This window comes from Pseudomonas sp. MNR3A, from assembly GCF_009650575.1.
Taxonomy (GTDB): domain Bacteria; phylum Pseudomonadota; class Gammaproteobacteria; order Pseudomonadales; family Pseudomonadaceae; genus Aquipseudomonas; species Aquipseudomonas machongensis.
The window spans coordinates 316,913-330,822 of the sequence record NZ_VZZS01000009.1; the positions used below are offsets into that span (position 1 = coordinate 316,913).

Consider the following 13,910-nt stretch of genomic DNA (forward strand, 5'->3'; position numbering starts at 1 on the left):
CCAAGAGTCCACCGCCATGACACACCCGCTGAAAAACGCCCTGCGCCTGCCGCTCTCGGCCTTGGCCACCGGCCTGCTCCTGTCCTTCGCGGCCCAGGCGCAAGAGGCCGTCGACCTCGACCTGCCGGGCGGCAGCCTGGAACTGGCACTCAATGCCCTGGCCCGGCAAACCGGTGTCCAGATCCTGTTCGCCAGCGACCAGGTGGGCAACCGCACCACGCCAGCGCTCAAGGGTCGCTACAGTGCCGAACAAGCCATGCATCGCCTGCTCGACAGCCGCGGACTGCATGTACAGGTCCAGGATGAACGCACCTTCGTGGTCGTTGCCCAGGATACCTCCGCCGCTCCCCCGCCAGCGCCTGCCGAACCGCTGGCCGTGGACGCCACGGTGATCCAGGGCGATGTGCTCGGCAGCGCCAGCGACGCGGGCGTACGCAGCTACGCCGGCAGTCGCACGGTGATCGGCAGCCAGCAATTGCACAAAGCCAGTGTGCGTGGGGTCGACGAGGCCCTGCAGCGGGTACCAGGTGTAAAGATCTTCGATGAGACCGGCACCGGAGCCCTGCCGCAGATTGCCGTGCGCGGGCTGTACGAGAGCCGCAGTGGCCGGGTGCAGGCGTTGTCCGATGGCATTCCCATCGCCCTGGCGCCCTATGGCCAGACTGGCCTGTCGCTGTTTCCGGTGACCCAGGCCAGCGTCGATCGCATCGACATCGTGCGCGGCGGCGCGGCCGTGCAGTACGGCCCGAACAACGTCGGCGGCGTGGTCAACTTCATCAGCAAGCCAATCCCGCGCGAATGGCGCACCACCCTTCAGGAACGCACCACCTTCAACGCCGGCGGGCGCCAACTGTGGGATACCTACGTCGGCACCGGCGGCTACCTGACCGACAATTTCGGCCTGCAACTGGACCTCAATACCCTCAGCGGCCAGGCCGGCCGCGAGCGCTCCGACACCGATATCCAGAACTACCGCCTGCGCGGACAATGGAATATCGACGAGGACCGAGACCTGAGCTTCGGCATCCAGCACTACAAGGCCGACATGGATCTGGCTGGCGCGCTGAGCGTACGCGACTACAAGGACGACTCGCGCCAGTCGACCCGCCCGCTGGATCGCTTCGAAGGCGATACCGACCGCATCTGGGGCACCTACACCCAGCAGCTCGGCGCCATCGGCCCGTTCGATGCAGTGGCCTTCAGCTGGACCCACTTCGCCCACCAGAGCTACCGCAACTTCGTCGTCGGCCTGCCCTTCACCCCCGACGGCCAGGCCGCTACCAAGCAGGACGGCCCCCGCGACTTCAAGGTGTGGGGCAGCGAGCCACGGCTGAGCATGAGCATCGATGGCGATCAACTCAGCCAGACCTGGTTGCTGGGTGCGCGCTACGTCAAGGAGGACATCGACTACAAGGTCAACCGACAGAGCCTGACCAGTGGTGCCACCGTGCCGTTCCGCGACTGGCAGTTCGACGACACGGCCAAGGCGTTCGACCTGAGCAACGCCATCGGCCTGCTCGACAACCGCCTGACCATCACCCCCGGTGTGCGGTACGAAAATGCGCAGATGCAGTACGACGACGGCATCACCGGCTTTCGCAACGAAAACAAATCGATGGAATGGCTGCCTGGCCTGACTGTTGGCTTCCAGGCCAGCGACGCCTGGTATGTCTATGCCAATGCACAGAAATCGCTGCGTCCGCCGCAAGTCACGCAAATCGTCAAGGAAGGACAGGTCGGTGCGGAGCTGGCCTGGAACTACGAAACTGGCGTGCGCTACACCCCATGGGAGGGCCTGCGCATCGACGCCGGGCTGTACCGCATCGATTTCGATGACCAGATTATCTACAACGCCACCACCGACCGTTTCGACAACATCGGCAGCACCCGCCACCAAGGCATCGAAAGCGAAGTGTTCTGGACCCCGGACAGCCTGCCCGACCTCGACCTGCACGCAAGCTACGCCTACCTCGACGCCAAGCAGCGCAATGGCGCGTTCAAGGGCAACGAGGTGCCGTTCGCCTCGCGCAACCAGTTCAGCGTCGACGGCCGCTACCGCTTCGCCGAGCACTGGACCTACAGCCTCGACGGCCTCTACGTCAGCAGTGCCTACACCGATGCTGCCAACTCCCGCGACGAGGATGCCAGCGCCTCGGTCGGCAAGCTGCCGGCCTATTGGCTGTGGAACACGGCCATCGAGCGGCAGTTCAAGCTGCAGGACGACAGCGTACTGACCGCTTCGGCAGGGATCAGCAACCTGTTCGACCGCGAGTATTACTTCCGCGGAATCGACACCAGCCCATGGGGACGCCAGCCTGCGCCACGGCGGTCGCTGACCTTGGGGGTCAACTACCAGTTCTGACACTGGACTCTTCGCGGGCAAGCCCGCGAAGACGCCCGGCCATTCACGACAAATTCACACCCTTGCAAAAAAAACCGTCAGCGCAGTGTTTTCAACGCCTGCAGCGCGACAAATCGCATTTTTCACGCGCCTTTATCCTGCTTGGCCAGTGATTAACACTGGCCAAATGCCGCATCAGATGGGAACCTTTACGCCCTCGGAGACGTCCACTCCCCTGCAACCCGCTTCGGTTGGGGACTGATTTCATCAGCATTCTCGGGCCCGACGGGGTTCGGCTCATGGCCTGATCGCAGCCTACGGTTGCCTCACGCTGCTACTCGCGAACACACCACCCGCCTCCCGCACGGGCCGGCTACGAAGAAGTGTGTCCGCCGACGACATAAGGAGTCCACCTGTGGCGAAACGCTACGGAAAAGGGCTGATGGGATGGGCCTGCGTGCTCGTCATCCTGGCCCTGCTGATCCACTGGATCGGCACTGACACGATCGCGCGTTACCGCGACGATCTTGGGTTCTACCTGCAAGCGCACCTGATACTGGTGCTGGCTTCGATGGCGGCGGCGCTGGCCGTGGGCATCCCCGCCGGCATTGCGCTCAGTCGACCGCACCGGGTCGACAAAGCCGAGCGCTTCATGCAGTTCTTCAACGTTGGCAACACCATTCCCCCCCTGGCCGTTCTGGCCATTGCCCTGAGCATTCTGGGCATCGGCGCAGGCCCTGCGATCTTCGCGTTGTTCCTCGCCTCCCTGCTGCCCATCGTGCGCAACACCTACGAGGGCCTGAAAAACGTCCCCGCCTCGCTCAAGGAAGCCGCCACCGGCATCGGCATGACCCCGCGCCAGCAACTCTGGCAGGTGGAGCTGCCCAACGCCGTGCCCATCATCGTCGGCGGCGTGCGCGTGGCCCTGGCGTTGAATGTGGGCACCGCACCACTGGCGTTTCTGATCGGCGCCAACAGCCTTGGCAGCCTGATCTTCCCCGGCATCGCCCTGAACAACCAGCCACAGCTGCTGCTGGGCGCCGCCTGCACGGCGCTCCTGGCCCTGGTACTGGATGCCCTGGTGAGCTTCTCCAGCAAGCGCTGGCTGGAACGCGGCCTGGCCGGATAACAAGAGGGAACCCATGAAAAAGACAATCGCCTTGCTGCTGGGCGCGGCGCTGCTATGCGCAGGTTTTGCCCAAGCCGCAGAAAAACCCCTGGTGCGCATCGGCGCGCGGGTGTTCACCGAGCAGACCGTGCTCGCCGAAATCACTGCCCAGTACCTGCGTGCCAACGGCTTCCAGGTCCGAGTCATCGGCGGGTTGGGCAGCAGCCTGGCGCGCCAGGCCCACGAAACCGGGCAGCTCGACCTGATGTGGGAGTACACCGGGGTATCGCTGGTTTCCTACAACCACATCGAGGAACGCATGCCCAGCGCCGAAGCGACCTACAACAAGGTCAAGGCCCTCGATGCGAAGAAGGACCTGATCTGGCTGACCCCCTCCAAGTTCAGCAACACCTATGCCCTGGCCCTGCCACGCAAGGTCGCCGAAGCCTACCCGCAGGTCACCACCATCAGCCAGCTGAACCAGGTGCTGCAGGACGAACAGGCGCGCAAGCACCTGATGGCGCTGGACACCGAGTTCGCCAATCGTCCCGACGGTCTCGATGGCCTGCAGGCGATGTACGGCATGCAACTGGGGCGCGCCAACATCCGCCAGATGGATGCGGGCCTGGTCTACACCGCCCTGCGCAACAACCAAGTGTTCGCCGGCCTGGTCTACACCACCGACGGTCGCCTCAGCGCCTTCGACCTCAAGCTCCTGGACGACGACAAGCACTACTTCCCCGACTACACCGCAGCACCGGTGGTGCGCAAGGCCGTGCTCGACGCCCATCCACAACTGGCCGACCTGCTCAAGCCTCTGGCCGAGACGCTCGACGACGAGACCATGCGCCAGCTCAACGCCAAGGTCGATGTCGAGCACCAGAGCCCGTCCAGCGTGGCGGCCGCTTTCCTGCGTGAACATGCCTTCAGCGAGGTCGCGCGATGAACCTGATCGATACCTTCGCCCATCTCGACTGGGCCCTGGTCCTGCAACTGACCGGGCAACACATCATGCTGGTCGGCATCGCCGTCAGCCTGGCCATCGTCATCGGCGTGCCGCTGGGCATCCTGATGACCCGCTTCCCGGTACTGGCCGGCCCGCTGCAAGCCAGCGCCACGGTACTGCTGACCATCCCGTCGATTGCCCTGTTCGGCCTGCTGCTGCCGTTCTACAGCAAGTTCGGCCAGGGCCTCGGCCCGCTGCCGGCGATCACGGCGGTGTTCCTTTATTCGCTGCTGCCGATCCTGCGCAACACCTACCTGGCCCTGACCAACGTCGAGCCTGGCATCCGCGAAGCGGCACGCGGCATCGGCATGACCTTCGGCCAGCGCCTGCGCATGGTCGAGCTGCCCATCGCGGTCCCGGTGATCCTCGCCGGCGTGCGCACCGCCGTGGTGATGAACATCGGCGTGATGACCATCGCCGCGACCATCGGTGCCGGTGGCCTGGGTGTGCTCATCCTCACCTCCATCAGCCGCAGCGACATGTCGATGCTGCTGGTCGGCGCCGTGCTGGTCAGCCTGCTGGCGATCATCGCCGACCTGCTCCTGCAAACCCTGCAACGTGCCCTGACTCCAGAAGGACTGCGCTCATGATCGAACTCAAGAACCTCAGCAAGACCTTCAACGTCAACGGCAAGGACGTCAAAGCCGTCGACTCGGTCAGCCTCACCGTCAACGAAGGCGAAATCTGCGTGTTCCTCGGCCCTTCCGGCTGCGGCAAGAGCACCACGCTGAAGATGATCAATCGCCTGATCACCCCGACCTCCGGCCAGGTGTTCATCAATGGCGAGGACACCACCGGCCTCGACGAAGTGACCCTGCGCCGACACATCGGCTACGTGATCCAGCAGATCGGTCTGTTCCCCAACATGACCATCGAGGAAAACATCACCGTGGTGCCGCGCCTGCTCGGCTGGGACAAGCAGCGCTGCCATGACCGCGCCCGCGAGCTGATGAGCATGATCAAGCTCGAACCCAAGCAGTATCTCCAGCGCTACCCGCGCGAACTGTCGGGTGGCCAGCAGCAGCGTATCGGCGTGATCCGCGCGCTGGCGGCCGAAGCCCCGGTGCTGCTGATGGACGAGCCGTTCGGTGCGGTCGACCCGATCAACCGCGAGATGATCCAGAACGAGTTCTTCGAGATGCAGCGGGCGCTGAACAAGACCGTGATCATGGTCAGCCACGACATCGACGAGGCCATCAAGCTGGGCGACAAGATCGCCATCTTCCGCGCAGGCAAGCTGCTGCAACTGGACCACCCGGACACGCTGCTGGCGCATCCGGTGGACGACTTCGTCAGCAACTTCGTCGGCCAGGACAGCACCCTCAAGCGCCTGCTGCTGGTGCGCGCAGAGGATGCCGCGGACAACGCGCCGTCGGTCAGCCCCGAGACCCCGGTGAGCGAGGCACTGGAGTTGCTCGACGAGCACGACCGCCGCTACGTGGTGGTCACCGATGCGGCGAACAAGGCGATGGGGTATGTGCGCCGGCGCGATATGCACCGCCAGCAAGGCACCTGTGGGGACTTCCTGCGATCGTTCAATGCCACCGCATCCCATGACGAGCACCTGCGCATCCTGTTGTCGCGCATGTACGAGTTCAATCGGGCCTGGTTGCCGGTGCTGGATGCCGAGCAGGTGTTTCTCGGTGAGGTGACCCAGGAGTCCATTGCGGCCTACCTGAGTTCCGGGCGCTCGCGCGGGGCCAAGACCAGCATCGTGTCGCCTGCCGAGGCGGTGGCCCTTTAAATTGCCGGGGGCGCTTTGCGCCCCGGCAATGTCGAATCAAATCCTGGATAGGTAGTGCTTGTACGGGCCTATTCGCGGGCAAGCCCGCTCCTACAGGGATTGCGCTGGACCCTGTGGGAGCGGCGGTGCGGCGATCCGACTTGCCCGCGAATGGGGCGACTCGGTATCAGAACCCTACACTGGCCTGCACATAGAAAGTGCGCGGCTCACCCACGTACAACCCGGCGTTGTTGTCGCTGGAACGGGTGTAGTACTGCTTGTCGAAAATGTTCTTCACCCCCGCCGCCAGCTTCAGGTTCGACAGCTGCGGGCCGAAGTCATAACCACCACGCGCATGCCAGGTCACGTAGCCCGGAATGTTGCCGTACTGTCCATCGGCGCTCGGCTGGGTGATGTAGTTGCCGGTGAAGCTGCCGTCGGCATTGACCCCGGTGCCCGGTGCGCGCTGCTTGGATTGGGCATAGGCATCCAGGTTCCAGGTCCAGCGGTTGATCTGGTAACGCAGCCCGGCCGTGGCCACCTGGCGCGAGTAGAACGGCAGGTCGCGGCCCTTGAAGCCAGGGATCTCACCTTCATAGGTGGCACGGGTGTAGGTGAAGCCGGCATTGGCCGACAGGCCGTCCAGTCGCGGATCCAGCCCGGCCAGGTCATAGCGCACCGATGCCTCGATACCCTGGTGCTTGGTCGCCCCCAGGTTGGTCCAGCCCACGTCGTTGCTGATGTACTGCAGTTCGTCGTCGAAGTCGATGTAGAACGCAGTCAGCTCGCCAGCGAAGTGGCCGTCGTCATAGCGGGTACCGATCTCGTAGGTCTTGGCTTTCTCCGGCTCCAGACCGTTGGCGGTGTTGTCACCCGAGCCGCCCTGGCCCAGCTGGAAGTACTGCAGGCTACCGAACGACGTCTCGTAGTTGGCGAACAATTTCCACGCCTCGGACATGTGGTACATCACGCTCAGGGCCGGCAGCGGCTCGTTGCTGGTGATGCTGCGGTTCTTCTCCGGGACCGGGCGGTTGTTGGTGTCCAGCACCGGACGGTCGCGCCAGTCGGTGTTGATGTGCTCGAAGCGGATGCCCGGGGTGATGGTCCAGTTGCCGACGTCGATCTTGTCATCGATGTAGTAGGCACTGGCCTCGGTACCGCCAGTACGGTCCTGGTAGACGTGGCCATCGGAGGTCGGGGTGACGGTCGGCACGTTGTCGATCAGCGCCAGGCGCGATGCCTGCTCGCGCATGGTTTCCTTCAGGTAGCGATAACCGACGCTGACTTCCTGAGTCACAGGCCCGGTGAAGAAGACCCGCGACACGCGTGGCTCGATACCGAAGGTGGTGTAGTTACGCGGGAACGACGACAGGGTGCGCTGGTCGCGGGCGGCAATGGCGCTGCCGCGGAAGCTGTCGGTGTAGTAGGTCAGCACTTCGAATTGAGTGGCTTCGTCGAGCTGGCGCTGCCACTTGAACGAGACGTCCTTGCGACGGCCGCTGAAGTAGTCGTAGTCGCGCACAGACTGGTACGGATCGCGGTCGAACTGCGCCTGGGTCAGGCCACCGGGCATGTCGGCGCGGCCGTCATAGTAGTGGAAGTTGAGCCAGAACTCGTCGCTGTCGGTGGGTGCCCAGTGGGTCTTGAGCAGCACGTCATCGATGTCGTTGTCGTTGTTGCTGCGGCGGTAGCCGTTACCGTTGACGCCGGAGTACAGCAACGCGACGCCGATGCCGTTGTCGGCAGTACCGCCGACGAAGGCCGACTCTGTGTGTTTCCAGCCACCGTACCTGGAGGTTTCCAGGGTGGTGCCCAGCTCGGCCGTGGCTTTCTCCGGGATCGCCCGGGTGACGAAGTTGATGACCCCGCCGACGTTCTGCGGGCCATAACGCACCGAGCCTGCACCGCGGACCACGTCGATGCTGTCGAGGTTGCCCGAGGAGATCGGCGCCATCGACAACTGCGGCTGGCCATAAGGAGCAAAGGCCGCCGGCACGCCGTCGATCAGCACGGTCGAGCGTGGCGACAGGCGCGAGGTCAGGCCGCGCACCCCGACGTTGAGCGACAGATCACTGCCGCCGGTGCCGTTGGAATCCTGTACCTGCACACCCGGGATACCACGCAGCGCGTCGCGCACGTTCATGGTGCCCTGCTCGATCATTTCCTGGCGGCGCACCACGGTACGCGCGCCGGGGTGGTTCTGCACCACGGTCTGGTCGGCGTCGCCCAACCAGTCACCCACTACCTTCACATCCGTAGGCGCCAGTTCCAGGCTACCGGTGGTCAAGGTGCCAGCGCTCTGCACCGGCTTGACCACCACGGTGTCCTGGGACATCTCGTAGGTCAGCCCGCTGCCTTGCAGCAACTGTTGCAGCGCCTGCTCGGGGGCCAGGTTACCGGACACCGCCGGCGCCTGTTTGCCGGCCACCAGGTCCGGGCTGAAGAACAGCTGCAGGTTGGTCTGCTGGCCGAGCTGGGCCAAAGCCTGGGCCAGCGGTTGGGCCTGGATCTGGATGGCGGCCGGGGCCTGGGCGGCATAACCGTGGGTGGCAGCGGCGCTGACCGCCAGGGCCAGCGCCAGGCGGCGCAGATGAAGCAGGGGCTTGTTGTTGTTCACGTCTTCGATCAGTCCTGAAAGTCGGGATGAATGCCAACCGCATGCAAATGTAAATGCTTGGCAGTTGCAGCTGGCGGGGAAGACGAACGAGGCGAAAAAAACCTGAATTTATTTCGCGATTATTTCGCTGGAGCCGTCGGAGTGGGTTTTCACGGCCACCGGCAAGATGTTCGGCAGAGCCCGCAGCAGCGCATCCGGATCGTCGGTGCTGAAGGTGCTGGAAAGGCGCAGGTTGGCCACCTTGCCCGGTGCGACATACAGCGGATGGCGGCGGTAGCGCGAGACTTCACTGACCACTTCGGCGAGGGTGGCGTTGTCGAACACCAGCTTGCCCTGGCGCCAGGCGGTGAGCGTGGCGGCGTTGATCGTGTAGGGCGCGGCGACCTTGCCCTGGTGGTCGATATGCGCGCCCTGCCCTGCCCCCAACTGCGCCAGCGAGCCCGCCGCGCCCTCGACCTTCACCGACCCCTGCTCGACGGCAACCCGGGTCAGGCCGTTGTCCTGACGCACGTCGAAACGGGTGCCGGTGACGGTGACGCTGCCTTGCGCGGTATCGACCACGAACGGTCGGCTGCTGTCGTGGGCGACGCTGAACATCGCTTCGCCGGCCAGCAGCCGCAGTTGCCGGCGCCCGGCGCTGAACGCAACGTCGATGCGCGTGGCACTGTTGAGCTCCAGGCGCGAGCCGTCCGGGAGCTCGAACATGCGCCGCTCGCCCGCCTGCGTGGCGAGCACGTCGTGGTGGTTCATTTGCTGGTACTGCCAGCCGCCCCAACCCAGGCCAAGCGCGGCCAGCGCCACCCCCGCGGCCAGGGCCTGGCGCAGCAGGCGCCTGCGCGGCAGTTGGCGCACCGGCTCTGGTTCGCACAAGGCTTCGAGGCGCTCGGGAGGGATGAAATCGGCTGCACACCACAACCTGCCGAGCAGTTCGTATTCCTGCCGATGCTCGGGGCGCTCGTCCAGCCAATGCTGCAGACGCTCGCGCAGGGCGCTGTCATCGGGCGCGTCCTGCATGCGAACAAACCAGGCGGCGGCCTGTTCGCGCGGGTTGTCGGCGCCTTGCTGGTTCATCGAAAGGGTCTCCTGACTCATCTGGTGGTCACGTCCAGGTGCTCACGCAGATGTCGGAGCGTGCGAATCATATACTTTTCGACCATGTTCTTGGTCAAACCCATGCGCTCGGCGATCTCGGCCTGGGTCAAGCCTTCGAGCTTCTGCCAGATGAACACCCGCCGACAGTTGACCGGCAGTTGCGCCAGCGCCCGCTCGACCGTGTCGGCCAACTCCAGCGCGTGCATATAGGCTTCCGGGTCGCCGCCATGGCCGGTGCCTTCATCGAACAGTTCAATCTCAAGGGCCTGACGGCGGTCTTCGCGACGGAAACCATCCACCGCAATATTGCGTGCGGTCTGGTGCAGATAGGCGCGCGGCTGCTCGACCTGCTCGCGCGGATTTTCCAGCACGCGGACGAAGGCATCGTGGGCGAGATCCTCGGCCTGCTGACGACTGCGCAACTTGCGCGTCCAGGTGCCGATCAGCTCGTGATAGTGGTCGAGAAAGCCTTTGTGTCCGGACACGGTCTGGCTCGTCAGGGAGGCGGGGACAAGAAGTCGCAAATAGTAATACTTCTTATTAAAAGCGGCAAATCGGCGTGTGCCTGTTCGACCGAGGGCATTTTTTGCCTCGGTAACAAAAAATTTATCGATGGATTCCGGCACGGATGTACCCGCTCTGCGTGGCCATAAATATGAACACCCAAGTGCTTTTCTCGAACGCGTACGGCGCCGCCAAAACACCGTGACGCCTATGAAAACGGGTTCGCTGGCGAACGGGCCGACATGCTCCATTCCACAATTCTTTACGCTGGAATTGGCCTGGGGAACATCTGCCGGTCACACGAGTCGGTTATTCAAATGGCTGCTCGTCGATTGCACCGGAACACGCCGGGATTGCGGGTTGATTCTGCATTCCTCACGCCCTAAAGTGCGCGCCGAACGTCCATGCTGGAAACGATCCATCCGGCTCAAGTACTGACGACGAGACAGCAAGGCCGCCGCTTTTTACAGCGACCTTTTTGCTTTCGGCGACATGCCTTGGGAAGTAGGCGAACCAAAGTGGGGATACGGAGGACGTTCAGTTTGCAGCCACTTATCTTTTCAGTTTGCCCATGGAGTCCCTAAGCATGTCGATCCAGGTCGAAGACTATTTCGCGCGCGATACCTTCCAGAAAATGAAGGCGTTCGCCGACAAGCAGGAAACCCCGTTCGTACTCATCGACACCCAGATGATCAGCCAGGCCTACGACGACCTGCGCGCGGGCTTCGAATTCGCCAAGGTCTACTACGCAGTCAAGGCCAACCCGGCGGTCGAGATCATCGACCTGCTCAAGGATAAAGGCTCGAGCTTCGACATCGCCTCGATCTATGAGCTGGACAAGGTGCTGGGCCGTGGTGTCAGCGCCGACCGCATCAGCTACGGCAACACCATCAAGAAGTCCAAGGACATTCGCTACTTCTACGAGAAGGGCGTGCGTCTCTATGCCACCGACTCCGAAGCCGACCTGCGCAACATCGCCAAGGCCGCGCCGGGCTCGAAAGTGTACGTGCGTATCCTCACCGAAGGCTCGACCACTGCCGACTGGCCGCTGTCGCGTAAATTCGGTTGCCAGACCGACATGGCCATGGACCTGCTGATCCTGGCCCGTGACCTGGGCCTGGTGCCCTACGGCATCTCCTTCCACGTCGGTTCCCAGCAGCGCGACATCAGCGTCTGGGACGCGGCCATCGCCAAGGTCAAGGTGATCTTCGAGCGCCTGAAGGAAGAAGACGGCATCGAACTGAAGCTGATCAACATGGGCGGTGGCTTCCCGGCCAACTACATCACCCGCACCAACAGCCTGGAAACCTACGCCGAGGAAATCATCCGCTTCCTCAAGGAAGACTTCGGTGACGATCTCCCGGAAATCATCCTGGAGCCGGGCCGTTCGCTGATCGCCAACGCCGGTATCCTGGTCAGCGAAGTGGTGTTGGTGGCGCGCAAGTCGCGCACCGCGGTCGAGCGTTGGATCTACACCGACGTGGGCAAGTTCTCCGGCCTGATCGAAACCATGGACGAAGCCATCAAGTTCCCGATCTGGACCGAGAAGAAAGGTGAAGCCGAAGAAGTGGTGATCGCCGGCCCGACCTGCGACAGCGCCGATATCATGTACGAGAACTACAAGTACGGCCTGCCGCTGAACCTGGCCATCGGCGACCGCCTGTACTGGCTGTCGACCGGCGCCTACACCACCAGCTACAGCGCGGTGGAGTTCAACGGTTTCCCGCCGCTGAAGGCGTTCTACCTGTAATGCGAAACGGGGCCGAAAGGCCCCGTTTTCGTTTGTGGGCGGCCTGTACTGGCCCCTTCGCGGGTAAACCCGCTCCCACAGGGACCGCGCCACATTGAAATCTGGCGCTGTACCTGTGGGAGCGGGTTCACCCGCGAAGAGGCCCTCACAGGCGACATCAGGCTTCTCGCCGCTCCAGTTCCTCGGCATAGCGCGCGGCAAAGCTCATCAGCACCGGCCCTGCGTTCTGCAACGTCACCAACGCACTGCGCAGAAAGCTCAGGTTGCCCTCCCCTCGCGCCCGCTCGAACCATGGCGCAGCCTCGGCGATCTCACCCCGCTCCACCAGCACCAGCGCCAAACTGAACATTCCGCGAAAATCCCCCGCCTCGGCCGAACGCCGATACCAGCGCACCGCCCGCGCCGGGCTCGCGGTCGTTGCGATGCCCTGCTCCAGGTAACGTCCGTACAGGTTCATCGACTTGGCATGTCCCATGTGCGCCGCCTTCTCGTAGCAGAACAGCGCCTGCGCCTGGTTCACCGGCACTCCACGTCCGGTAGCCAGCAGGTTGCCCAGATTGTAGAGGCCCCACTCGGAGTCGGCATCGGCGGCCTGTGCGTAATGGATGGCCGCCTGGGTCAGGTCGATCTCACCACCCCAGCCGTGCTCCAGGCAACGCCCCAGCATGTTGAAGGCCATGGCATTGCCAGCCTGCGCGGCAATGGCGAACCAATGCCGCGCCAGGCGCTCATCCTGTTCGATACCGTGCCCGTCGAGCAGGATCTGCCCAAGCAATGCCTGCGCCTCGACCACACCCTGCCCCGCTGCGGCAAGAATCGCCTGGGCGGCCTTGCCAGGGCTGTGCTCGAGCATGGTCTTGAGCCCGGCGACATTGACCACGTCCTCACGGCGCAACTGATACGACATGCTCAAACCTCCGCCCAGCGACGCAACAGGTTGTGGTAGGTGCCGGTCAGTTGCAGCAGCGACGGATGATCGGGCACATCGGCACCGAGCTGGCGTATGGCGTTGTCCATCTCGAACAGCAGCGTGCGCTGGCCATCGTCGCGCACCAGGCTCTGGGTCCAGAAGAACGCCGCGTAACGCTCGCCACGGGTCACCGAGTTGACCTTGTGCAGGCTGGTGCCCGGATACAGCACCATGTCGCCTGCAGCCAGCTTGACCTGCTGCACACCGTAGGTGTCCTGGATCACCAGTTCGCCGCCGTCGTAGCTGTCCGGCTCACTGAGAAACAGCGTGGACGAAAGGTCGGTGCGCACCCGCTCGGGGCTGCCCTTGGGCTGGCGCAATGCATTGTCGATGTGGAAGCCGAAGTTGCCACCCTCGCGGTAGCAATTGACCAGCGGCGGGAACACCTTGTGCGGCAACGCCGCCGACATGAACAGAGGATTGCGCCATAGCCGGTCGATCAGCGCGCTGCCGATCTCCTTGGCCAGGGCGTGGCCTTCGGGCAGTTGCAGGTTGTGCTTGGCCTTGGCCGACTGGTAGCCGGCAGTGACCTTGCCATCGGCCCAGTCGGCCTGCTCCAGCGCCTGGCGGATGCGGGAAATCTCGTCGGCGTCGAACAGGCCGGGGATGTGCAGAAGCATGCGCGGGTTACCTGGCAGAGGGCAAAGGCCCCAATGATATTGATTCCCTTTTGCGACAGGCAAGTGCCGTTTGGGCAATCCCTTTGGTACAGATGGCGGGCGCAGACGCATGAACCCGGAAAAACCGTAAGGGCAAAATGTAAAGATTGTAAGTTTCTTGCGAATGGTAACGAGTCTCA

Annotated in this window: 11 protein-coding genes; 6 read left to right on the forward strand and 5 right to left on the reverse strand. The window is 63.6% G+C overall.

The genetic code is table 11. The annotated features are described in order from the left end of the window. Positions 1 to 16 precede the first annotated feature (16 nt). The 5 genes from F6X62_RS08605 to F6X62_RS08625 all read left to right on the forward strand — a co-directional run bounded on the left by F6X62_RS08605 (position 17) and on the right by F6X62_RS08625 (position 6,199). Positions 17 to 2,362 carry a TonB-dependent receptor gene (locus F6X62_RS08605; protein WP_153773228.1) on the forward strand — a complete coding sequence of 782 codons (2,346 nt, stop codon included), beginning with the start codon at positions 17 to 19 and terminating at the stop codon, positions 2,360 to 2,362. 394 nt (positions 2,363 to 2,756) lie between these two features. Continuing rightward, a complete protein-coding gene (locus tag F6X62_RS08610; RefSeq protein ID WP_153773229.1) occupies positions 2,757 to 3,470 on the forward strand; it encodes an ABC transporter permease in 714 nt (237 codons plus the stop codon). 13 nt (positions 3,471 to 3,483) lie between these two features. After that, a complete protein-coding gene (locus F6X62_RS08615; RefSeq protein WP_153773230.1) occupies positions 3,484 to 4,395 on the forward strand; it encodes a glycine betaine ABC transporter substrate-binding protein in 912 nt (303 codons plus the stop codon). Then, positions 4,392 to 5,045 (forward strand): ABC transporter permease, encoded by a 654-nt coding sequence (locus F6X62_RS08620; protein ID WP_054892569.1) that lies wholly within the window; start codon positions 4,392 to 4,394, stop codon positions 5,043 to 5,045. Before F6X62_RS08615 ends, F6X62_RS08620 begins: the two co-directional genes overlap by 4 nt. After that, positions 5,042 to 6,199 carry a betaine/proline/choline family ABC transporter ATP-binding protein gene (locus F6X62_RS08625; protein ID WP_112899114.1) on the forward strand — a complete coding sequence of 386 codons (1,158 nt, stop codon included), beginning with the start codon at positions 5,042 to 5,044 and terminating at the stop codon, positions 6,197 to 6,199. The genes F6X62_RS08620 and F6X62_RS08625 overlap by 4 nt, the downstream gene beginning before the upstream one ends. Positions 6,200 to 6,365: 166 nt before the next feature. On the opposite strand, the gene F6X62_RS08630 is transcribed toward F6X62_RS08625, so the two are convergent. The 3 genes from F6X62_RS08630 to F6X62_RS08640 form a co-directional block, all read right to left on the reverse strand. Continuing rightward, positions 6,366 to 8,795, reverse strand: a complete 2,430-nt coding sequence (locus F6X62_RS08630) for a TonB-dependent receptor (RefSeq protein WP_153773231.1) — start codon at positions 8,793 to 8,795, stop codon at positions 6,366 to 6,368. A 108-nt stretch (positions 8,796 to 8,903) separates the two neighbouring features. Further along, the gene (locus F6X62_RS08635) at positions 8,904 to 9,866 is read right to left on the reverse strand and encodes a FecR family protein (protein ID WP_153773232.1); all 963 of its coding nucleotides are present in this window, start codon (positions 9,864 to 9,866) and stop codon (positions 8,904 to 8,906) included. Between the two features lie 17 nt (positions 9,867 to 9,883). Then, positions 9,884 to 10,372 (reverse strand): sigma-70 family RNA polymerase sigma factor, encoded by a 489-nt coding sequence (locus F6X62_RS08640; RefSeq protein ID WP_063546058.1) that lies wholly within the window; start codon positions 10,370 to 10,372, stop codon positions 9,884 to 9,886. 605 nt (positions 10,373 to 10,977) lie between these two features. On the opposite strand from F6X62_RS08640, the gene F6X62_RS08645 reads away from it, so the two are divergent. Further along, a complete protein-coding gene (locus tag F6X62_RS08645; protein WP_054892564.1) occupies positions 10,978 to 12,141 on the forward strand; it encodes a type III PLP-dependent enzyme in 1,164 nt (387 codons plus the stop codon). A gap of 157 nt (positions 12,142 to 12,298) precedes the next feature. On the opposite strand, the gene F6X62_RS08650 is transcribed toward F6X62_RS08645, so the two are convergent. Both F6X62_RS08650 and F6X62_RS08655 read right to left on the reverse strand, forming a co-directional pair. Then, on the reverse strand, positions 12,299 to 13,048 hold the full coding sequence (locus F6X62_RS08650; protein WP_153773233.1) for a tetratricopeptide repeat protein: 750 nt from the start codon (positions 13,046 to 13,048) through the stop codon (positions 12,299 to 12,301). 2 nt (positions 13,049 to 13,050) lie between these two features. Further along, a complete protein-coding gene (locus F6X62_RS08655; protein ID WP_153773234.1) occupies positions 13,051 to 13,731 on the reverse strand; it encodes a Fe2+-dependent dioxygenase in 681 nt (226 codons plus the stop codon). Between the last annotated feature and the right edge of the window lie 179 nt (positions 13,732 to 13,910).

Bases quoted from the DNA above. Each gene is read 5' to 3' on its own strand.
- F6X62_RS08645 (WP_054892564.1), top strand. From the start codon at position 10,978: ATGTCGATCCAGGTCGAAGACTATTTCGCGCGCGATACCTTCCAGAAA.
- F6X62_RS08605 (WP_153773228.1), top strand. From the start codon at position 17: ATGACACACCCGCTGAAAAACGCCCTGCGCCTGCCGCTCTCGGCCTTG.
- F6X62_RS08650 (WP_153773233.1), bottom strand. From the start codon at position 13,048: ATGTCGTATCAGTTGCGCCGTGAGGACGTGGTCAATGTCGCCGGGCTC.
- F6X62_RS08615 (WP_153773230.1), top strand. From the start codon at position 3,484: ATGAAAAAGACAATCGCCTTGCTGCTGGGCGCGGCGCTGCTATGCGCA.
- F6X62_RS08625 (WP_112899114.1), top strand. From the start codon at position 5,042: ATGATCGAACTCAAGAACCTCAGCAAGACCTTCAACGTCAACGGCAAG.
- F6X62_RS08655 (WP_153773234.1), bottom strand. From the start codon at position 13,731: ATGCTTCTGCACATCCCCGGCCTGTTCGACGCCGACGAGATTTCCCGC.
- F6X62_RS08635 (WP_153773232.1), bottom strand. From the start codon at position 9,866: ATGAACCAGCAAGGCGCCGACAACCCGCGCGAACAGGCCGCCGCCTGG.
- F6X62_RS08620 (WP_054892569.1), top strand. From the start codon at position 4,392: ATGAACCTGATCGATACCTTCGCCCATCTCGACTGGGCCCTGGTCCTG.